18 protein-coding genes are annotated in these 20,331 nt (G+C 46.7%); all 18 read left to right on the top strand.

What is annotated here, in order from left to right; genetic code table 11:
* The first annotated feature begins 7 nt into the window (after positions 1 to 7).
* The 18 genes from ACLU9Q_RS02830 to ACLU9Q_RS02745 all read left to right on the top strand — a co-directional run bounded on the left by ACLU9Q_RS02830 (position 8) and on the right by ACLU9Q_RS02745 (position 20,327).
* Positions 8 to 1,480: an ABC transporter ATP-binding protein gene (locus tag ACLU9Q_RS02830; protein ID WP_296906027.1), complete on the top strand. Its 1,473-nt coding sequence runs from the start codon at positions 8 to 10 to the stop codon at positions 1,478 to 1,480.
* 19 nt (positions 1,481 to 1,499) lie between these two features.
* Complete coding sequence (locus ACLU9Q_RS02825) at positions 1,500 to 2,450, top strand: helix-turn-helix domain-containing protein (protein ID WP_296831632.1); 951 nt, start codon at positions 1,500 to 1,502, stop codon at positions 2,448 to 2,450.
* Positions 2,451 to 2,556: 106 nt separating this feature from the next.
* On the top strand, positions 2,557 to 4,350 hold the full coding sequence (locus ACLU9Q_RS02820; RefSeq protein ID WP_296831633.1) for an ABC transporter ATP-binding protein: 1,794 nt from the start codon (positions 2,557 to 2,559) through the stop codon (positions 4,348 to 4,350).
* Complete coding sequence (locus ACLU9Q_RS02815; protein ID WP_296831635.1) at positions 4,343 to 6,091, top strand: ABC transporter ATP-binding protein; 1,749 nt, start codon at positions 4,343 to 4,345, stop codon at positions 6,089 to 6,091. The genes ACLU9Q_RS02820 and ACLU9Q_RS02815 overlap by 8 nt, the downstream gene beginning before the upstream one ends.
* A gap of 193 nt (positions 6,092 to 6,284) precedes the next feature.
* On the top strand, positions 6,285 to 7,280 hold the full coding sequence (locus tag ACLU9Q_RS02810; protein WP_296831637.1) for a LacI family DNA-binding transcriptional regulator: 996 nt from the start codon (positions 6,285 to 6,287) through the stop codon (positions 7,278 to 7,280).
* 260 nt (positions 7,281 to 7,540) lie between these two features.
* Positions 7,541 to 8,899: an ABC transporter substrate-binding protein gene (locus ACLU9Q_RS02805; RefSeq protein ID WP_296831639.1), complete on the top strand. Its 1,359-nt coding sequence runs from the start codon at positions 7,541 to 7,543 to the stop codon at positions 8,897 to 8,899.
* Between the two features lie 434 nt (positions 8,900 to 9,333).
* Complete coding sequence (locus ACLU9Q_RS02800) at positions 9,334 to 9,921, top strand: carbohydrate ABC transporter permease (protein ID WP_412624627.1); 588 nt, start codon at positions 9,334 to 9,336, stop codon at positions 9,919 to 9,921.
* Between the two features lie 12 nt (positions 9,922 to 9,933).
* Positions 9,934 to 10,761 carry a carbohydrate ABC transporter permease gene (locus ACLU9Q_RS02795; RefSeq protein ID WP_296831643.1) on the top strand — a complete coding sequence of 276 codons (828 nt, stop codon included), beginning with the start codon at positions 9,934 to 9,936 and terminating at the stop codon, positions 10,759 to 10,761.
* Positions 10,762 to 10,774: 13 nt separating this feature from the next.
* On the top strand, positions 10,775 to 11,749 hold the full coding sequence (locus tag ACLU9Q_RS02790) for an aldo/keto reductase (RefSeq protein WP_302591945.1): 975 nt from the start codon (positions 10,775 to 10,777) through the stop codon (positions 11,747 to 11,749).
* A 25-nt stretch (positions 11,750 to 11,774) separates the two neighbouring features.
* Complete coding sequence (locus ACLU9Q_RS02785) at positions 11,775 to 12,290, top strand: VOC family protein (RefSeq protein WP_302591946.1); 516 nt, start codon at positions 11,775 to 11,777, stop codon at positions 12,288 to 12,290.
* Positions 12,291 to 12,322: 32 nt separating this feature from the next.
* The gene (locus ACLU9Q_RS02780; protein ID WP_302591980.1) at positions 12,323 to 13,846 is read left to right on the top strand and encodes an alpha-N-arabinofuranosidase; all 1,524 of its coding nucleotides are present in this window, start codon (positions 12,323 to 12,325) and stop codon (positions 13,844 to 13,846) included.
* A 79-nt stretch (positions 13,847 to 13,925) separates the two neighbouring features.
* A complete protein-coding gene (locus ACLU9Q_RS02775) occupies positions 13,926 to 14,909 on the top strand; it encodes a dihydroxyacetone kinase subunit DhaK (RefSeq protein WP_302591981.1) in 984 nt (327 codons plus the stop codon).
* 12 nt (positions 14,910 to 14,921) lie between these two features.
* The gene (dhaL, locus tag ACLU9Q_RS02770; RefSeq protein WP_302591947.1) at positions 14,922 to 15,566 is read left to right on the top strand and encodes a dihydroxyacetone kinase subunit DhaL; all 645 of its coding nucleotides are present in this window, start codon (positions 14,922 to 14,924) and stop codon (positions 15,564 to 15,566) included.
* Entirely contained in the window at positions 15,563 to 16,036 is a 474-nt protein-coding gene (gene rpiB, locus ACLU9Q_RS02765; protein ID WP_302591948.1) for a ribose 5-phosphate isomerase B, read from the top strand. Before dhaL ends, rpiB begins: the two co-directional genes overlap by 4 nt.
* Positions 16,037 to 16,055: 19 nt before the next feature.
* Positions 16,056 to 16,820 carry a triose-phosphate isomerase gene (locus ACLU9Q_RS02760; RefSeq protein WP_302591949.1) on the top strand — a complete coding sequence of 255 codons (765 nt, stop codon included), beginning with the start codon at positions 16,056 to 16,058 and terminating at the stop codon, positions 16,818 to 16,820.
* A 364-nt stretch (positions 16,821 to 17,184) separates the two neighbouring features.
* A complete protein-coding gene (locus ACLU9Q_RS02755; RefSeq protein ID WP_302591950.1) occupies positions 17,185 to 18,423 on the top strand; it encodes an ABC transporter substrate-binding protein in 1,239 nt (412 codons plus the stop codon).
* A 160-nt stretch (positions 18,424 to 18,583) separates the two neighbouring features.
* Positions 18,584 to 19,477, top strand: coding sequence for a carbohydrate ABC transporter permease (locus ACLU9Q_RS02750; protein ID WP_412624626.1), 894 nt, complete (start codon positions 18,584 to 18,586; stop codon positions 19,475 to 19,477).
* 13 nt (positions 19,478 to 19,490) lie between these two features.
* Complete coding sequence (locus ACLU9Q_RS02745; protein ID WP_302591952.1) at positions 19,491 to 20,327, top strand: carbohydrate ABC transporter permease; 837 nt, start codon at positions 19,491 to 19,493, stop codon at positions 20,325 to 20,327.
* The last annotated feature ends 4 nt before the right edge of the window (positions 20,328 to 20,331 follow it).

Raw genomic sequence — 20,331 nt, 5'->3', positions numbered from 1 at the left:
GAGGGATATGATAGAACTGAAAAATGTCTGCTTTTCCTATACAGGAGAACGGGCGGACGGGGAAATGAAAGATGTCACTCTGACTGTTTCAAGGGGAGAAGCCGTACTGCTGTGTGGATGTTCCGGCTGCGGAAAAACCACATTGACACGGCTGATCAACGGACTGATCCCGCATTATTATGAGGGAGAGCTGTCAGGAAAGGTTACGGTTTCGGAGTATACGGTTTCGGATACGCCGCTGTATGAGATGGCAGGGGCGGTGGGGTCTGTATTCCAAAATCCCCGCAGCCAGTTCTTTAATGTGGACACGGACAGCGAGCTGGCTTTTGCCTGTGAGAACCTGGGAATGCCGGAGCAGGAGGTGAGAGAGCGTGTCCGGCGGGCGGTCAGGGAATTATCTCTTGAGCCACTGTCAGGCAGAAGCATTTTTGAGCTTTCCGGAGGAGAAAAACAGAAAATTGCCTGCGGAAGCGTCAGTGCACTGAGTCCTGATATTATTGTGCTGGATGAGCCCACATCCAACCTGGATATGGAGGGGATCAGGAGCCTGCAGTCTGTAATAAAGCAATGGAAAAAACAGAAAAAAACGATCGTGATCGCAGAGCATCGTCTGCATTTTATGGCGGGGATCGCGGACAGAGTCCTTTACATGAAAAACGGAACGATAGCAGAAGAATACAGGGCTGAGGATTTTTTTAAACAGCCGGCTGCTTTTTATACGGAAAGGGGACTGCGCATTCCGGACCTTGCGCTTCTTTCCCGGACGAAAGAAGGAAACCCGGGCGGGAGCAGAAACTGTACTTTAGAAAATGTGCATTACAGCTATAAAAGCACGAAAGCAGTATTGGATATTCCGAAGCTTCAATTGCCTGCAGGCAAAGCAACGGCTGTGATCGGTAAAAACGGAGCGGGAAAAACAACCCTGATGAGAAGTATCTGCGGACTGCTTAAGGGTGACAGGAGTGTGCTTGAACTAAACGGGATCAGATATAGCGCAAAAAAGAGACTTTCCGTCTGCTATCAGGTCATGCAGGAGGTAAACCATCAGCTTTTTACAGAAAGCGTTCTGGATGAAGTGCTGTTATCCATGGAACAGGAGGATGAAGGGCAGGCCGGGGAAATTTTAAAGAACCTTGATCTGTACGGATATAAGGAACTGCACCCGATGTCCTTGTCCGGGGGACAGAAACAGAGGGTTGCAATCGCATCTGCCCTTGCGGCCGGCAGACCGCTGCTTGTATTCGATGAACCTACCAGCGGCCTTGATTTTTGGCATATGAAACAGGTTGCGGATAACATCCGGGCATTAACGGAGAAAGGTAAAACGGTGTTTATTGTTACCCATGACCCGGAATTTATTATGGAGTGCTGTGACTATATCCTGCATCTGGAAAAGGGGAAGGTTCAGGCCTGTTTCCCTCTTGATGAAAACGGGATACAAAAAATGAAAGATTTTTTTGTGATGGATGACAGGGAATGACAGAGAGGAGGCGGAACGGATGCAGTTTACAGAACAGGAAATGGGGGGAAATGTAAGGAAAATCTGTGAAGATGAAACCTGTACGGTCTTTCGGGTAAAGGATGACAGCGGTGAGGGGCTGATGACATTTTATCAGGTCTTTCGGGGCTGTTGTCTGATTTATAATGATTTTCATATGAAGGAGTGCTATTCTGGTTTTAAGCCGAATGCGGAAATGTTCTGCATCGATCATTGCAGAGAGGGGCGGATTGAGTGGTGTGTGGACAAAAACCGGTATATTTATGTGGAATCCGGGGATATGCAGGTAAATTCCAGAGAGCGGCACTCTTCGAGATTTCTTTTTCCGCTGAATCATTATCATGGACTGACCATAGGTTTTGACATTGCGGAGGCAGAGGATTCCTTACTTTATGTGATGGAGGGGTTTTCTGTTGATATAAAAAAGCTGAGAAGCAAATTTTCTCCGGATGGCAATAACTTTATTATGAGAGCGGGAGCGCAGATCAACCATATCTTTTCGGAATTGTATGATCTGCCGGAACACGTAAGGCTGCCGTATTTCAAGATAAAAGTTTTGGAGCTTTTGCTGTTTCTGGAGACCCTGGATGTACCGGCAGGAGGAGAAGAACGGCCATATTTCTACAAAACACAAGTGGATAAAGTAAAGGATATTGCCGCTTTGCTGACGGGGAATCTGGAGCATTGGTATACTCTTGAGGAATTATCGGAGCAGTTTTCCTTCCCTTTGACTTCCTTAAAGCAGTGCTTTAAGGGGGTTTACGGATGTTCTATAGCTGCATATATGAAGGAGTACCGCATGAATGCCGCAGCCGTTATGCTGAAAAATACGCAGGATTCCGTGATTTCTGTTGCAGAAAGGGTTGGCTACAGTAATCCGGGAAAATTTGCGTCTGCCTTCCGCAGCGTGCTTGGTGTTACGCCTACCGAATACAGAAAATCTTCCGACTGATTGGATTAGATAAGACTAACCGGAGCGGCAAAGCAGGCTGCCTGCGTGTAAAATAGATGTGTCCCTGAGAGGCAGGGACACATTCATTTTTTCAGGAGGTCATGCTATGGAACATAAAAATGGAACCTTTCAAACGGTGTTTTCCTTTGCGGGACAATGCCGGTGGAAGATGATTTTTTCCGTGCTGTTTGCGATATGCAGCGTTGCGGGAGGTCTTTTGCCTTATTTAGGCGTTTACCGTATTATTTTAATTTTCTTTGAGGGAGAGCCTGCGATGGCAAAAATCATGCCGTGGATAGGCTTAAGTGCGGCGGGGTATCTGGCAAAACAGATTTTCCATGCCCTCTCTACATCGTTCTCCCACATTTCAGCTTATCATATTCTGGAGAATATCCGCCTTGCCCTGTCGGAAAAAATGATGCGGATACCGCTTGGAAGTGCGCTTGCAAAAACAGCGGGAGAATGGAAGAGCATCATCGTGGACCGGGTGGAAACCATCGAACTGCCATTGGCACATATGATCCCGGAAGGAATCTCCAACCTTCTTCTTCCTGTTTGCGTTTTTCTCTATATGCTTGTAATGAACGTAAAAATAGCGCTGGCTGCCTTGGTATGTGTGCCGGTCGGGGCTGTGGTATACGGAATAATGATGAAAAACTACAGCTCCAAATATGACGAATATATGAAAGCGTCTAACCATGTGAACAGTGTCATTATTGAATACACGGAAGGTATCCAGGTGATTAAGGCGTTCAACCAATCCACCGGCTCTTATCAGAAGTATGCAGATTCCGTGGAGAGCTTTAAGAATTTTACGCTGGACTGGTTTCGGTCTACCTGGGGGCTTATGAATCTGGGTGCCGCCATTCTGCCCTCCACACTGTTTGGCATACTACCGGTGAGTATTCTTCTGTATCTTTCGGGAGAAATGACCCCTGCAGAGATTACGTTAGCGATTATACTATCATTGAGCATCATCGGACCGGTAAGCTGGTTTAACAATGCGGTCAATGACTTTAAGTCTATCCAGTATGCCATACGTGATGTAAATGAAGTGCTGGATATTCCGGAACTTGCAGATGCAAAAACAGAGGTTTCTCTGAAAAACTACGAAATATCCTTAAACCAGGTGCACTTTGCCTATAATGAACAGGATGGCGATGTTCTGCACGGAGTTGATCTGAAGCTGCCGCAGGGAACCTTTACTGCGCTGGTGGGACCGTCGGGAGGCGGAAAATCCACTGTGGCAAAGCTGATCGCAAGATTCTGGGATGTCACGGGAGGGAACATAACGATAGGAGGAACAAACATTCGCAATATTCCGCTGTCACAGCTTGCCCGTATCGTGAGTTTTGTATCGCAGGATAATTTCCTGTTTAACTGCTCCCTGCTTGAGAATATTCGTCTGGGAAAACCGGATGCTTCTGATGAGGAAGTGTTTGCGGCGGCAAAAGCAGCCCGGTGTGAAGAATTTATCGGCAGACTGGAGAAAGGATGGGATACGCCTGCCGGGGAGGCGGGAGGAAAGCTTTCCGGAGGGGAACGGCAGAGGATTGCCATCGCCCGTGCTATTTTGAAAAATGCTCCGATCGTCATACTTGACGAGGCCACTGCATTTACAGATCCGGAAAATGAGGCGCAGCTTCAGGAGTCCATTGCAAGGCTGACAAAGGGAAAAACGCTTCTTGTGATCGCACACAGGCTTTCTACCATAAAGAATGCGGATTGCATCGTTGTATTGAAAAACGGACGTCCGGAAGCGTGCGGAACACATGATGAACTGCTCCGGGAATGTGATTTATACCATCAGATGTGGGAAGCGCATATCGGTGCGAAGAGCTGGTCAGCAGGAAATAGTGATATGAACCAAACGGGAAGGGAGGACATTCGCAATGTTTAAGACGGTGAAGCGGATCATCAGGTGGACAGGAGAATATAAGAAAAGGCTCTACATGGGATTTTTGTGGTCGTTTTTGCAGACCATGTTTGCCGCATTGCCTGTTATGGGAGCGGCATATTTTCTGGATCTGATGATAAAGGACAGCCGGGGAGAAATAGAAATGAAGCCGGTTATGGCGCTTTATGCATTGATTTTTATGGTGGTTTCCATTGCGGGCAGGTTTCTGTTTTCCTATCTGCGTGCAACTTATCAGGAAAGTATTGCCTATGAAAAAACGGCGCAGGAGAGAATTGAGATCGGAAATATTCTAAAACGGGTTTCCCTCGGTTTTTTTGACAAAAACAATACCGGGGAAATAGCCGGCGCAGTTACAACAGATCTTTCTGTATATGAGATGTATGCCATGAAAATGACCGATGTGATTATCGGGGCGTATGTCCATGTGGCAGCTATGATACTGTGTCTGCTGCTTTTCTGCTGGCAGGCGGCGCTGATTGCAATGGCAGGCGTGGCGCTTTCCGCATTTTTCCTGCACCTGATGAGCCTGTCCAGCCATAAAAACTCTATCGTACATCAAAAGGCACAGAATGCATTGATTACTTCGGTGATAGAATTTATCCGGGGCATTGCTGTGGTAAAGGCATACGGACAGGAGGGCGTATCTGTACAGGGGATCAGGGATGCGTTTCGTGAACACCGCAGGATTAATATTAAAATAGAACTTGATTATGTATGGTGCAATGGACTGCATCAGCTTTCCTGCAAACTTGCGTCAGTGGGAATTGTGCTGATGTCAGCGTACTTATGCATACATGGGGAGATGACGCTTCCGATTTTTCTGATGATGGCGATTTTTTCTTTTACTTTGTTTTCACGGGTGGAGCAGGTACAAAACGGCGCCCATACCATGCAGCTTATTGAAGCTGCGATGGATAAGCTGGATACGATCAAGCAGGCGGAGTTTATTGATACGGATGCAAAGGAGATCTGTCCGGAGAGATATGATATTACCTTTGACCACGTGAGTTTCGGCTATGATAAACGGAGTGTGCTTTCCGATGTTTCTTTTCATATTCCGCAGGGAAGTACGGCTGCGATCGTGGGCCCTTCCGGCTCCGGAAAGACGACGATCTGCAATTTGCTTGCAAGGTTTTATGATGTAAATGGCGGAAAGATTACGGTAGGCGGACACGATGTACGTGAATTTACCTGTGATAGCCTGCTATCCAATATTTCCATGGTATTCCAAAACGTTTATTTATTCCATGATACCATAAGAAACAATATATGTTTCGGGAAGCCGGAAGCAACAGAGGAGGAAATGCGCAAAGCGGCAGAAAAGGCACGCTGCCATGAGTTCATTATGGCGCTTCCGGATGGTTACGATACTGTCATCGGGGAGGGCGGAGGAACGCTTTCCGGCGGAGAAAAACAGCGCATTTCCATTGCCCGTGCCATTTTGAAAAACGCTCCGATCGTCATACTCGATGAGGCGACGGCCAGCATTGATCCGGAAAATGAGCATTTGATTCAGGCGGCAATTTCTGAGCTGACAAAGGGGAAAACCCTGATTACGATTGCCCACAGGCTTGCGACCATCGAAAATGCCGACCAGATTCTGGTGGTGGATGAGGGACAGATCGTCCAGAAAGGTACGCATAGGGAGCTGATAGGGCAGGAAGGAAAATATCTTGACTTCGTAAGAGCCAGGGAGCAGACAGAAGGCTGGCAGATACAGTAAGAGGATCCCTGCATAATGGCTTACCAGAGATTACGGAGGCGGCATTAACTATCCTGGCAGTGAAATTAGTTTTAAGAGCATCGCTTCGGCGGTGCTTTTTTTAGTTGAAAAAAGGATTGACAAAATCCATAAGGGCAGGTATACTTAAAACATAAAACGTGTGCGCACACGAAAACGTAAAAAGTGGGGAATTATGAAGTATACATTAGAGACAATCGCGGAAATGTGTGGGGTGTCTGTGGGTACAGTGGACCGGGCGATCAATAATCGTCCTGGCATTAAAGAGCAGACAAAGCAGAAAATCTTAAAAACGATAGAGGAGGTAGATTATAAGCCAAATAAAATAGCCCAGAGCCTGGCAATGGGCCGTACCAATACGATAGGGATCGTATGCTTTGATTTAAAGAACAATTATTTTGCAGAGCTGGTCAACGCTATTGAAAAAGCGGCGAAGGAAAAAGGATATTTCATCAATTTGATTCTGACCCATGGCAATGCAGAAATGGAAAAACAGGGAATAATGTATCTGGAGGAACGGCATGTAGACGGTATTATCCTTTTTTCTGTATGCGAAGTGAAAAAACACGCAGAGTATCTGAAAAAGCTGAAGATACCGGTAGTAACGATCTACAATAAAATATCAGACGATTTTTCGCTGGTGGGCATTGATGCCAGAGACGCGATGGAACATGCGGTGGAATTTATCATAAAGAAAGAGTACCGCAGAATTATCTTTCTCAACGCGGCTATCACAGAGAAAAAACAGCAGCATATGAATGTATATACGCTTCAGGAACGCCAGGAGGGGTATATTCAGGGGCTGGAAAAGTATGATCTGCATAAACCGATTATTCTGGAAGGCGTAAACGAAGAGAAACTTTTGAAATCTATAGAAGAATGCAGACCTCATAAAACAGCTGTACTTTGTATCAACGATATGTTTGCGATACAGGTGCTGGAAATTTGCAAAAAGCATGGGATATCTGTGCCGGGACAGCTTGGCATTATGGGATATGATAATATAGAAATGCTGAAATTTATTTCTCCAAGACTTTGTTCGGTGGAATATGATGTGGATGTGCTGGGAGAAAACCTGTTTGAAGAACTGCTGGATCAGATGCAGTCTCCGAATAAAAAAAGAGTAAACCGTATTCTGGCATACCGGATCATACAGGGAGAATCTATCTGAAAAAGTTTTTGTTGTCAAAATTTTGGGGGATTATTTTTTAATATTATCGTGTACGCACACGATTTATATTTTACCATTTCCGTGAGCGCACACGAAATGGAAATAGAGGAAAAATAAGGAAGAAATTGAAAGATTTTTTTAAATCAGGAATCTTTTAAAATAAAAAATCAAAGGAGGTGCCGGGGGATAATTTAAGCAAGAACTATTAACTGTTTCGAAATGTATTACAAAGAGAAAATGTAAATGAAAGGAGAACAAGAATGAAGAAAAAAAGTTTAGTATGCGTACTGATGGCAGCAGCAATGGCATCGTCAATGGTGCCCACCGCATTTGCGGAAGACGGAGAAGTAACAACACTGAAACTGGTTTACTGGGGAACCGATACGGAAAAGAAAAATATAGAGGAAGAAGTAATTCCGGGCTTCGAAGCAGCGCATCCCAATATTAAGGTGGAAGCGCAGCACATTAATTCTGGAGATAATGCAGCGATTGCAACGATGCTGGCAGCAGGCGATCCGCCCGACATTTCCTGGATCGATCCGTCCTACCTCCCGGGCTGGGCAGAGGATGGCGTTCTGCTGGATTTATACGAGTTGATGGAAAATGACTCTGATCCGACTGTTACGAAGGAAGATTATGTAGATTATGCATTCCTGGAGTATCAGGAAGGAAAAGCGTTTGGTACCGTTCTTTCCTGTGAACCGCTGATTTTGTATTATAATCCGAGTGTTTTTGAGGAAGCTGGCGTAGAAGTCCCGTCTGCAGATCCGGAAAATCCCTGGACCTGGGATCAGGTTCTCGAAGCGGCAAAGAAGCTGACGACAGATGCAAATGGCAATACCGCGGAGTCTGCGGATTTTGATCCGACCAGCATCACACGCTATGGTCTGATGTTTGACTCCTGGCACTATCAGTTTGACGGTGTTTTGAATTCTTTCGGCGGTTCCTGGATAAATGAGGATGGTTCCTTCGGACTGACTTCTCCGGAAGCGATCGAAGCGCTGCAGTTTATGAGTGATCTGGTTAATGTACATCACGTATCACCGAGCCCGCTGCAGTTTGCCAATATGCCGGCAATGGATGTATCCCTTTTATCCGGGCAGACTGCTATGATGCTGGATGGCGCATGGTCTATGCTGACTTTCTGTGAGCAGGGACAGCCGGGACAGTATGATATGGCAGCGTTCCCCACAAGCGGAAGAGGCGAAAACCCCACGACCATCGGTCTTATGGCGCTGACGGCATATAAGACAGACAATGATCCGGATGCAACCTGGCAGCTCTTTAAATGGCTGAGCAACACCGAAGGCGCAATTTCCCAGTACACGAAGGGATGCTGGATGCCGCTTTTAAAGGAATACTATGAAGATGAGGAAAAAGTAGCACTTTGGACAGACAACGAAGTGCATACCGATAACTTTACGACGGCAGTTCTGAAACCGACCCTGGAAAATTCTGTTTTGGTTCCGAGCTTCAATGTAAAGAACTTTACGGATATTAACAATCTGGTAGGTCCGGCTCTTCAGAAGGCCTACAACGGCGAAGCAACCGCAGAGGAAGCGATCAATGAAATTGCTGAGGCGGCCAATGCATACTGTGATGGCTACTATTTTAAGTAGTCTGTCGGGAGTTTAAGAAGCAACTTTGTACTGCGGCGGCGGGTAAAATGCGCGCTGCCGCGGACAAAAGACTCTGTTTATGATTAGCGTGCAAAGAAAGAAGGGAGTCATGGCTATTACGAAGAAAATAAAAAAACGCGGAAGATATAAAAAGAAAGAGCAGATCGTGGGGATGCTGTTTGCCGCCCCGATTATCCTGAAATATCTGATTTTCATGATCGGACCGATGCTGATGAGCCTTTATTACAGCTTCACGGACTACCGGGTCATTGGAGAGACTCACTGGGTGGGGTTAAAAAATTATCAGGATCTGCTGACAAATGCGGATACGTTTACCTATAACTCTTTTAAAGTCACAGTGATTTATGTGATTTTATATGTGATCTTTACAAATGTGCTGGCGTATATACTGGCATCGGCCATGGTAAAAAAAATTGAAATTCCGAACACTGTTTCGAACGATATTTTATATTCCGTCTGTTTTTCCGGTAATTGCGTCGTGTTTCATCTTTGCATGGCTGTTAAGCCCGGATATGGGCGTGGTAAACTGGGTCATCAAATCTCTGGGAGGAACGGCGCAGAAGTTTTTGACCAGTACATCACAGGTACTGCCTACCCTGGCGGTTATGAGTATGTGGTGGAGCGGCATGACCATGATGATCTATCTTGCAGGTCTGCAGGAAATACCGGGAGAGCTTTATGAAGCGTTTAAGGTGGATGGAGGAACCAAACTCCAGGCGCACTTTAAAATAACGATCCCTATGCTGACGCCGACGATTCTGGTAAATCTGATCAATACGATTATTTCGGGATTCCAGATTTTTACCCAGGCGGACATTATGACAAAGGGAGGACCAAGCAATGCGTCGAACTTTGTAGTTTATTATCTGTACAAAGAGGCATTTGGTTCGTTTCGCTTCGGAAAGGCAAGCGCCATTTCCTGGCTGTTGTTTATTGTGATTTTTGCAGTGGTTGCCATTATTTTTGGAAGCTCAAAAAAATGGGTTCACTATTCAGATTAGGGAGGGACATGTATGAGAAACGAGAAAGTAACGGCAGTGGAGTACATTTTACTGACGCTTCTGGCTTTTGTGTTTATTTTTCCTATTTTCTGGATGGTAAAAACCTCATTGAGCCCGGCAACGGAAGTATTATCGGTAGTCCCGAAGTTTATTCCCAGCAGGCTGGCGTGGGAGAATTATATCGTTCCCTTTGAGCGGATCCATCTGCTTCGGGAATATGCGAACACCATCATTATCGTAGGCCTGTCTATGATCGGTATTGTGTTTGTGGCGCCTATGTGTGCATACAGCTTTGCGAGACTGGAGTGGGTAGGCCGCGACACAGTATTTATGATCCTGCTGACCGGAATTATCCTGCCGCCGGCAGTTACTCTAATTCCCACCTTCATCGGCTGGTCCAATGTGGGGTTGTCTCACAGCTATGCGCCGTTGATCGTGCCAAATATTATGGGTGGAGGTGTGTTTGATATCTTTCTTTTGCGGCAGTATTTCAAGAGTCTGCCGAAAGAGCTGGGAGAGTCTGCGAGAATTGACGGAGCCGGATATCTGCAGGAATATTTCCTGGTGTATCTGCCCCTGGCAAAATCCGGGGTAATAGTGGTAGGGCTTTTTGGATTCTTTTATCTGTGGAACGATTATCTGAATCCGCTGGTTTATATTAACAAGGAGGCTAACTATACGCTGGCGCTGGGGCTTCGTGAATTTATCGGAAGCTATACGGCTCAGTGGAATTATCTGATGGCTGCGGCAACCCTGATCGCACTCCCCTGTATTGTACTGTACGCCGTCGGTCAGAAGTATATCGTAGAGGGAATTTCGACTTCAGGTCTGAAGGGATAAGGAAGGTGAAAGGATGTTATATCAAACATTGGGAAAGACTGGATGGAAGGTATCTAAGGCGGCCCTGGGTGGCTGGGCGCCGGACAGAAGCGTCTGGTCGGCGGAACACGACGCGCTGTTTCAGCGCGGGGTGGACATTGCGCTGGAAGAGGGGATCAACTTTTTTGATACGGCGGAGTGTTATGGAGACGGCTACTCGGAGACGCTTCTGGGCAAGGCTCTGGGCGGCAGAAGAAAAGATGTGTATATTGCCAGCAAGGTATGGTATGACCATCTGAGAAAGGAAGATACGATACAGGCCTGTGAGAACAGCCTGAAACGTCTGGGCACGGATTATCTGGATGTATATTACATTCATTATCCGGATCCGAAGGGGATTATTCCGGTGGAGGAAACCATGGAAGCCATGCTTTCCTTAAAAGAGCGGGGGCTGATCCGTACCATCGGGGTATCAAATTTTACCTTGGAGCAGATGAAGAGGGTCTGCGCCATGGGCAGAGTGGATGTAATCCAGCCGGGCTATAGTCTTCTGTGGCGGACGATAGACAAAGAAATAAAGCCCTACTGTCTGGAAAACGAGATTTCAATCGTGCCCTATAGCCCGACGGCTACGGGAATCTTAACCGGAAAGTACGATAAATCCTTTAAGCTTCCGGAAAATGACGACCGGGTAGGCACATTCCTGTATGAGGAGAAATACTTCCCTGTTTGCGTGGAGCTTGCAGATAAGCTGAAACCAGTAGCGGCGAAATATGAAGTGACCTGCGGACAGCTTGCGATCAACTGGCTGAATTACCAGGAAGGCATTACCTCTATCCTGATGGGAGGAAAAACGCCGGAACAGATACAGCAGAATATTAACAGCTTCATGTTTGAGATCGAAAAAGATGATTTAACATATCTGGATAAGATTTCCAGAGAGGCAACTGAAAAATTACCGTATTGGACAGCCTTTTTCAGAGATCTGGGGCTGCCGATGGAAAAGTAAACAATCAAAAAAGGAGGAAAATATAATGAACAAAATGGATACAAGTATTGTCTGGCAGATCGGTGTAGTTGTCCGCGATGTGGAAGAGGCGGCAAAAAAAGTGCAGGAGATATTTGGCTTTGCACATCAGGCAGAGGTTGGTCTGAACGGAACTGTTGTATATGACGGTGCGGACGTCACTTACATGGGACAGAAGGTGGACGGAAATTTCAAGGGGGCTTTTTATGATTTTGGATCGGTACAGATTGAGTTTATGTCTCCGGCTGATGACGGTCCCAGCGTATGGAAAGATTATCTTAAGGAGCATGGACCGGGAATCCATCATGTGGCATGGAAGGTGGCAGACAACGACAAAACCCAGGAGTATCTGGAGAGTAAGGGGCTGAAGATGATGCAGAGAGGAAGCTGGCCTACCGGAAGCTACGCATATTATGACGGTCTTGAAAGCATGGGATTAATTATCGAAACATTGGAGTTTGATGAAGAGAGAAAAAGCGGAGAAGCGCTGGTAGAGAAGTGGTATGAGAGAAAGCATGACTGATTATTAACGCTAAAGGATGTGGTGTGTTGAAAATGACAAATATTTATGTAAACTTAAATGTACCCCGCGGAGAGGTGGATCCGAAAATTTTCGGACATTTCTGTGAACATGCATTTGGAAATATTTACGGCGGCTATTATGATCCGGGTAATCCAAATGCAGACGCTGATGGATTCCGCCTGGACGTAATTGAGGCGCTGAAAGAAGTGGCACCTACGATCATGCGTTATCCGGGAGGAAATTTTGTTTCCAATTATCACTGGGAAGATGGCATCGGACCAAAAGAAAACCGGAAGAAGGTATTTGAGTATGCCTGGCTGACAGAGGAGAGCAATCAGTTCGGTACAGCAGACTTTATTGAACTTTGCAGAAGAGTGGGAGCAGAGCCGCTGATCTGCGTTAATATGGGAACGGGAACCATTGAAGAAGCCATGCACTGGATCGAATACTGTAACGGAACCGGAGATACTTACTATGCAAACCTGCGCAGAAGCCATGGCTATGAAGAACCGTTCGGCGTAAAATACTGGGGCCTGGGAAATGAAAGCTACGGTCCCTGGCAGATGAACAATTATACAGCCGAGGAGTATGCGGATAAGGCCTTCCAGTTTGCCAAAGCTCTTAAATGGGTAGATCCGACTATTAAACTGGTGGCCTGCGGCTATGAGCAGATTACTGACTGGAATGTAACGGTTGTAAAAAAGCTCTGGCAGATGATCGACTATATTTCTGCACATCATTACTCCTGCGTGTGGGGACCTTTTAATCAGGAAAATTACCTGGAAACGATGTGTATCGGCGATTATATGGAAAAGCTCCATAAGATGACCTGTTCAGCTATCACTGCGGGAATGAATGATACCGCTTCTTCCATTAAAGTTGCATGGGATGAATGGAATTTCAATGGATGGGCCCTGGAAAACGCAGAGGACGATAAGGCCTACACGCTGCAGAACGCGCTGGTAACGGCTCTGATTTTAAACATGTTTATTCGGAACGGCGAGACCATCGGCATGGCAAACTATTCTACCTTTGTAAACATTACGGGAGCGTTATCTGTTACAGAACAGGGCATTGTAAGGCGCGCACAGTTCCCGGTATTTGAGCTGCTGCGTCATCAGACAGGAAAACAGATTTATCAGGCGGACGTGGTGGGCGAGTCCTATTCCGTAAAGCTTCCGCAAAGCCAGAAAATCGGCCGGGAGAAGATCAGCATTGACCTTCTGGAGCTGTTCTCCGGAAATGACGGAGACAATCACAGAAGCAGCTATGTGGACGCGGCGGTAACGGGAGATGAGGATGGAACCATTTATGTTTCCCTGGTAAATAAACATCCGGAGGAGGACATGGAAGTATCCCTGCATTTCTTCTGGGAAAAGGAAGTGACTTCTCTGGAAGGCTATACCATTTATGCAGAAGAGATAGACGCAGCCAACACTGCCGACCAGCCTGACACAATTAAGGTGCAAAAGCTGGATAGTGCAGCTACAAAAGAAAACCGCTGTGACATCGTTTTAAAGAAGCATTCCATAAATGTACTGAAATTTAAAAAATAAGTCACAGGACGGGCGGGGCTGTGAAAACAGTACCCGCCTGTGCTGACTGGTCATAAAGGAGGAGAGGGATTTGAAAAAGATGATAAACGACCCTGCAAACGTGCCTGCAGAGACGATTCAGGGCTTTGTTCAGACCTTCCCGGAGCGCTACGTTCAGGTGAAAGGCGTGAAGGGCGTACGGGTAAAGGATGTGAAAGATAAGGTGGCGCTTGTGATCGGCGGGGGAAGCGGACATGAACCCATGTATGGGATGTTCGTGGGAGAGAATCTGGCGGATGCCAGCGCTAACGGCAACATTTTTGCATCGCCGGATCCAAACACCATTATGCAGACAGTTTTGGAGGTGGAGCGCCGGAAGGGCGTGTTATTTGTCTACGGCAATTACAGCGGGGATAATCTGAACTTCGATATGGCCAGTGAGCTTCTGGAGAATATGGATATTTCCTGCAGAACCGTCCGGGTATGGGATGATGTGGCATCTGCTTCCAGAGAGCGGATCACCGACCGAAGAGGAATTGCCGGGGCAGTCATGGTAATTAAAGTAGCCGGGGCTGCAGCCGGAGCGGGACTGGATCTGGATGAGACCTGCCGTGTGGCTCAAAAGGCCAGAGACAATACATTCAGCATTGGCGCAGCCCTGTCCGGCGGTACGATACCGGGAGAGAGAAAACCGGCTTTTTCTTTGCCGGACAATGAAATTGAATTTGGGATGGGGGTTCACGGGGAGCCGGGAATCCGGCGCATGGAAATGAAGAAGGCGGATGAGATCGTGGATATCCTGCTGGAAAAGCTTCTGGAAGAATCGGGGATCCAAAAGGGAGAAGAGGTCTGCACCTTAATCAATGGTCTTGGCTCTACTACGCTTGCGGAGCTGTATATTTTAAACCGGAGATTGATTCAAAGATTGTCAGAAAAAGAAATTATCGTACATCATATGGATGTAAATTCCTATATTACCTGTCAGGAAATGGCGGGAGCCTCTATCAGCCTTATGCGTATGGATGAGGAACTGAAAAAATACTATGATGCTCCCTGCTATAGTCCTTACTATTTTAAAAAATAAGGGGGAGTGTAAATGAATATCATACATACGCCGCAAATGAAAGACATGATTTTGTTTATGGCGGAACGGATCATAGAAAGCAAACCTCTGCTTACCGAGGTCGACTCCAGAATCGGGGACGGGGATCATGGTATTGGCATGGCAGTTGGCTTTACAGCGGTAAAAGAAAAATTGGCAGGAGAAGAATACTCCGATATTAACCAGCTTTTCCGTCAGACTGGCATGGCAATGCTTGGCTCTATGGGAGGAGCTTCCGGTGTAATTTTCAGCTCTGTTTTTCTGGGAGCGGTAAAAGGCATGGAAGTAAAAGAATGCGTCGATACAAAAGAGTTTGCACAGATGATGCGAAAAGGCTTGGATACAGTAAAACAGAGAGGCGGAGCACAGCCGGGGGATAAGACGATGGTGGACGCACTGGAACCAGCCTGCGATGCAATGGACAGCTGCGGGGGGACTTCCTTCGGGGAGCTTTTCCAGCGTGCATTTGACGCGGCAAAAAAGGGTGTGGAAGCTACCAAAAACTATCCGGCAAAATTTGGCCGGGCAAAATGTCTGATGGAACGCGCGATCGGATTTCAGGATGCGGGGGCAACTTCGGTCATGCTGATGTTTGGTGCGTTTCTGGAATGGGTAAAAAAGGAGAAAGCAAACGAATGAAAAAGATTGTGATTGGCTGCGATAACGCAGCAGTGGATCTGAAACAGACGATCATTGCGTTCTTAAAGGCAAAGGGATATGAGGTGGAAAACATAGGCTGCGACAGCATCCTTGATAACACGTATTATCCCTATATTGCAGAAAAGGTCTGCAATAAAATAATTGAAAGCAATTATGAAAAAGAAGGGATTTTAATATGCGGGACAGGGATCGGTATGGCTATGACGGCAAATAAATTTCCGGGGATCCGGGCGGCAGTCTGCCACGATAATTATTCTGCGGAGCGGGCAAAACTGAGTAACGATGCGAACGTGCTCTGCATGGGCGCCAGGATCATCGGACCGGAACTGGCAAAGAAGGTGACTGCCGAGTGGCTGTCGCTGGAATTTGCAGATGGTAATTCTACGCCAAAGGTAAATGCTATCCGGGAGCTGGAAGAGCGCAATATGGCGGCATTTTCAAAGGTCTGAGGAAAGGACGTGGTGATCTGTGAAGCGGTTTTTGCTTGGGACGAACTGGAAGATGCACAAAACCTTTGATGAGGCAGCGGCGTATCTCAAAAAAGTGCGTATACTGGCGGCAGACGCTCCGGCTTTTCAGTTTTTTATGATACCGCCTTTTACGCACCTGCAGATGGCAAAGGAAGCCATAAAAGATACCGACATTTTGCTGGGTGCCCAGAATCTGCATTGGGAGGAGGAGGGCAATTATACAGGGGAGATCTCGCCGGTCTGGCTGCAGGAAATCGGTGTGCAGATTGCGGAGCTCGGTCATTCGGAGAGACGCCAGTATTATAATGAGAACGACGCAGATCTGAATAAAAAAGTGAAGGCGGCTCTGAAATTTGAGATGACGCCGCTGCTCTGTGTGGGAGAGCGTGCCGGGGATAAACAGTTTCAAGTGACCCCGGAGGTCATACGGCGGCAGATAAAAATGGCATTCTTTGATGTGAGTGTACAGCAGAGCCAAAGACTCTGGGTTGCATATGAACCCACCTGGGCTATCGGCCCTTCCGGAACGCCAGCTTCTGCAGATTATGTGGCGTATGTGCATGAGATCATACGGGAACAGCTTTTAGAGCTTTTTGGAGAAAACGGAAACAAAATTCCGGTTCTCTACGGCGGCAGTGTAAATCCGCAAAACTGCGTGCAGCTGGCAAACTGTAAAAACGTAGACGGTCTGTTTATCGGCAGGGCTGCCTGGGATATTGCGAGCTTTACATGTATTGTGGAGCTGCTGAAAGGAATAGAATAGTTACGTAATAGTTTTATAGCTGCTGTAAATCGCAATTGCGGTCATAGCAGCTTTTTTTAATACTGTGCAGGTATTTACTACGAAAAAAATGTACTAAATAATTGCACAGGGAATAAATGACAGCAAACAAAAAGAAAACTATTGAAATATACGAAAATACCCCATATAATACATTTATAAACAACAAAATACCGAAAACACAGCGCTGACATAAGGTAAAAATGTTTATTTTGAACAGGAACCGAGAATTCCGGTATATCTGTATAATGAATAAAAAAACACGAAAATATCATCAATATAATACAGAAATATTGGAATAAATTGGAGAGTAGGACAGAAAGGGCAAAGGAGGTAAATTAAAATCATGAAGGCAAAGAGAATAATGGCTCTGTTGTTAGGTGCAGGTATGGTGATGGGAGTTTCGGCTGCTGCCGGAGCAGAAGATGCAGGAGAAAAGACGGTAATTACGTTCTGGAATGGCTTTACGGGTTCGGATCAGGAGACATTGGAAGCACTTGTGCAGGAATACAATGAGACGAACGATGCAAACATTGAAATAGACATGAGCATTATGCCGTGGGACAGCCTTTACCAGAAATTGTCCACCACGCTTGCGGTTGGAGAAGGGCCGGATTTTGTGGCGATGGCACCGGAGCGGATGGGCGCTTATGCTGAGGCGGGAGCATATGTATCAGTCAACGATGCATGGACAGAAGGATATATTGAGGAGGACGTAGTGCCGGAGGCGCTGAGATCCAGTCTGGTATATAATGGGGAATATTATGGAGTTCCCATGGACTATGCAACGCTGCTGCTCTACTATAACAAAACAATTTTTGAGGAAGCAGGACTTGATCCGGAAGCTCCGCCGACTACCTGGGATGAGCTGGAGGCGTATGCACAGCAGATTGTTGATAATACGGATAAGTATGGCTTTACTATGGCACTCAAGGAGACGACGCCGATGTGGTGTATCATGCTCTGGGGCAACGGCGGTGATTTTATTGAAGATGGCACGGCAGTATTCAACAGTGCGCAGAATGTAGAGACGATTACCCGGTGGGCGGAGAACATCCGTGATAAGGAGTTTGGTCCGGCTGTGCTGACCGGCGGAGAGATCGACAAGCTGTTTGAGAGCCAGAAGCTGGCAATGTATTTCTGCGGACCGTGGGCGACCAACGGATTTGAAGCGGCAGGCATTGATTTTGGCGTTGCGCAGGCACCGGAAGGACCGGTGATGCAGGTGACACAGGGAAATGGCGTTGGCATGTATCTGACTTCTTCCAGTGAGCAGAAGGAAGCGGTTTATAATTTCTTCCAGTGGTGGAATTCGGCGGAAACACAGATTAAATGGTGCCTTGGCACAGGATTTGCTCCCACAAGAACCGATATCGATGAGGAAGCTCTGTCTGAGAATCCATATATCATAGAGTTTTCCAAGCCGCTGGATGCGAGCAAAATGTATTTACAGAATCTGACGAACTTTGCGGAGATCGACAATCAGGCAATTACTCCGGCATTCGAAAAAATCCTGTTGGAAAATGCGGATGTTCAGGAAACGTTAGACGAGGCTAATGCAGCGATTGAGATGTTGTTAAACTAAATAGCTGAGAAGACGCTGCTGTGCGATGTATCGCAGATCCCGGACCTCCGGGAATAGCCGCATCGGGCAGCAGCGCTTTGTTGCCATGCATACGACAAAAACGTCTGGTGGACGTTTTTTAGTCTGGCTGGGCAGAAGCTACGGAAAGGATGTGCGTTGCGTGAAAAAGAAATCTCTGGGGTATGCACGGAAGCGGGCGGGAATACTGTTTGTGCTGCCCTCCATGACGGTACTGGCGGTGTTTGTTTTTATACCGCTGATTGTTGCAGTTATATTCAGCTTTTTCAATTTTAATATGATGCTCACGAACTTTCAGTTTCAGGGGTTTGGAAATTATCAGAAGTTATTTCACGATGGCAAGTTCTTTAATGCTCTGTGGAATACAATTTATTATACTGTATGCACGGTCCCGCTGCAGATTATGCTGTCGCTGATCGCTGCTGTTCTGGTAAAACGGCAGAGCTGGTTCCACAGCTTTTGCAAAACAGTATTTTTTATTCCGGCAATTTGTTCTATGACGGTAATCTCCATTATCTGGAGCTTTCTGATCAATAAAGATATCGGAGTTTTCTGTTACTGGATTGAATGCCTCGGTTTCGAACCGATCGACCTTCTGAAAAGCACCACCTGGGCAATGCCGACGGTAATTCTGATCGGCGTGTGGAAGAAGCTTGGGTTTTACATGGTGATCCTGCTGGCAGGGCTGAACGGAATCGATGAGACATATTACGAGGCGGCAGAGATCGACGGCGCGGGCGGCCTCCAGAAATTCTGGAAGATCACGGTGCCGATGCTGATGCCGACGTTAAGCTTTACGATCGTGGACTGCATCATCGGCTCCTTCCAGGTATTTGACCAGGTATATGTAATGACGCAGGGCGGTCCGCTGTTTAAGACCCAGACACTGGTGCAGCTGATCTACAGCACAGCTTTTGAATCTTTTGATATGGGCTATGCGTCCACCATTGCAGTAGCGCTTTTTGTGCTCACTTTTGTGGTATCGGTACTTACCTTCCGGCGGATGACCAGAAATGAGCAAAGTGCGATGATGTAGGAGGGCAGAGAAGATGAGACAAAGAGGATGGAAAAAAATGGGCGGCCAGGCGCTTTCGCTGGTGGTACTTTTGTTTTTGGTATTCATTATATTATATCCATTCATCTGGATGCTGGTTACTTCCTTTAAAGCAGAGGCAGATATTGTGGCTTATCCGCCGAAACTCTTTTCCGGAACATTCAGTCTGGATGCATACCGGGAAATCTGGGAGCGGATTCCGTTTTTGACATATTATAAGAATACGATTATTTTTGCGCTGTCTGTGTCCGTGATTTCACTCGCCTTAGACACAATGGCGGGCTATGCATTTGCGAGAATGGATTTTCCAGGGAAAAATGTGTTGTTTCTGCTGGTGATGGGAACCATGATGATTCCCTTCCAGGTGATAATGCTGCCGCTGTTTGTAGAAGTATTTAAGCTGGGGCTGATCAATACTTACGCAGGGCTGATCCTGCCGCGGGCGACAAGTGCTTTTGGAATTTTTATGATGCGTTCCTTCTTTATTTCACTGCCAAAGGGTCTGGAGGAAGCGGGAAGGATCGATGGTGCAGGGGAATTCCGGATCTTCTGGAAAATTATGCTTCCGCAGTGTAAGGCAGCAGTTGTATCTCTGTTTATCTTCCATTTCATGGCGCAGTGGAATGACCTTCTGTATCCGCTGATCCTCACGACTTCAGACAGCAAAAAGACGCTGCCTGCAGGGCTTGCGACATTTATGGGGACGCATGTGGTGGAATACGGGCTGATCATGGCTGGCGCCTGCCTGTCGATCCTGCCGATTTTTATACTTTATCTGTTTGCACAGAAGCAGTTTGTACAGGGAATTGCAATGTCGGGAATGAAGGGGTAAGCTT

It is taken from the genome of Marvinbryantia sp., assembly GCF_047017445.1.
GTDB lineage: Bacteria > Bacillota > Clostridia > Lachnospirales > Lachnospiraceae > Marvinbryantia.
This window is presented reverse-complemented; position numbering and strand designations above follow the sequence as displayed.

Bases quoted from the DNA above. Each gene is read 5' to 3' on its own strand.
- ACLU9Q_RS02785 (WP_302591946.1), top strand. From the start codon at position 11,775: ATGAACAAAATGGATACAAGTATTGTCTGGCAGATCGGTGTAGTTGTC.
- rpiB (WP_302591948.1), top strand. From the start codon at position 15,563: ATGAAAAAGATTGTGATTGGCTGCGATAACGCAGCAGTGGATCTGAAA.
- ACLU9Q_RS02815 (WP_296831635.1), top strand. From the start codon at position 4,343: ATGTTTAAGACGGTGAAGCGGATCATCAGGTGGACAGGAGAATATAAG.
- dhaL (WP_302591947.1), top strand. From the start codon at position 14,922: ATGAATATCATACATACGCCGCAAATGAAAGACATGATTTTGTTTATG.
- ACLU9Q_RS02825 (WP_296831632.1), top strand. From the start codon at position 1,500: ATGCAGTTTACAGAACAGGAAATGGGGGGAAATGTAAGGAAAATCTGT.
- ACLU9Q_RS02805 (WP_296831639.1), top strand. From the start codon at position 7,541: ATGAAGAAAAAAAGTTTAGTATGCGTACTGATGGCAGCAGCAATGGCA.
- ACLU9Q_RS02790 (WP_302591945.1), top strand. From the start codon at position 10,775: ATGTTATATCAAACATTGGGAAAGACTGGATGGAAGGTATCTAAGGCG.
- ACLU9Q_RS02775 (WP_302591981.1), top strand. From the start codon at position 13,926: ATGATAAACGACCCTGCAAACGTGCCTGCAGAGACGATTCAGGGCTTT.
- ACLU9Q_RS02755 (WP_302591950.1), top strand. From the start codon at position 17,185: ATGAAGGCAAAGAGAATAATGGCTCTGTTGTTAGGTGCAGGTATGGTG.
- ACLU9Q_RS02745 (WP_302591952.1), top strand. From the start codon at position 19,491: ATGAGACAAAGAGGATGGAAAAAAATGGGCGGCCAGGCGCTTTCGCTG.
- ACLU9Q_RS02780 (WP_302591980.1), top strand. From the start codon at position 12,323: ATGACAAATATTTATGTAAACTTAAATGTACCCCGCGGAGAGGTGGAT.
- ACLU9Q_RS02820 (WP_296831633.1), top strand. From the start codon at position 2,557: ATGGAACATAAAAATGGAACCTTTCAAACGGTGTTTTCCTTTGCGGGA.
- ACLU9Q_RS02830 (WP_296906027.1), top strand. From the start codon at position 8: ATGATAGAACTGAAAAATGTCTGCTTTTCCTATACAGGAGAACGGGCG.
- ACLU9Q_RS02795 (WP_296831643.1), top strand. From the start codon at position 9,934: ATGAGAAACGAGAAAGTAACGGCAGTGGAGTACATTTTACTGACGCTT.
- ACLU9Q_RS02810 (WP_296831637.1), top strand. From the start codon at position 6,285: ATGAAGTATACATTAGAGACAATCGCGGAAATGTGTGGGGTGTCTGTG.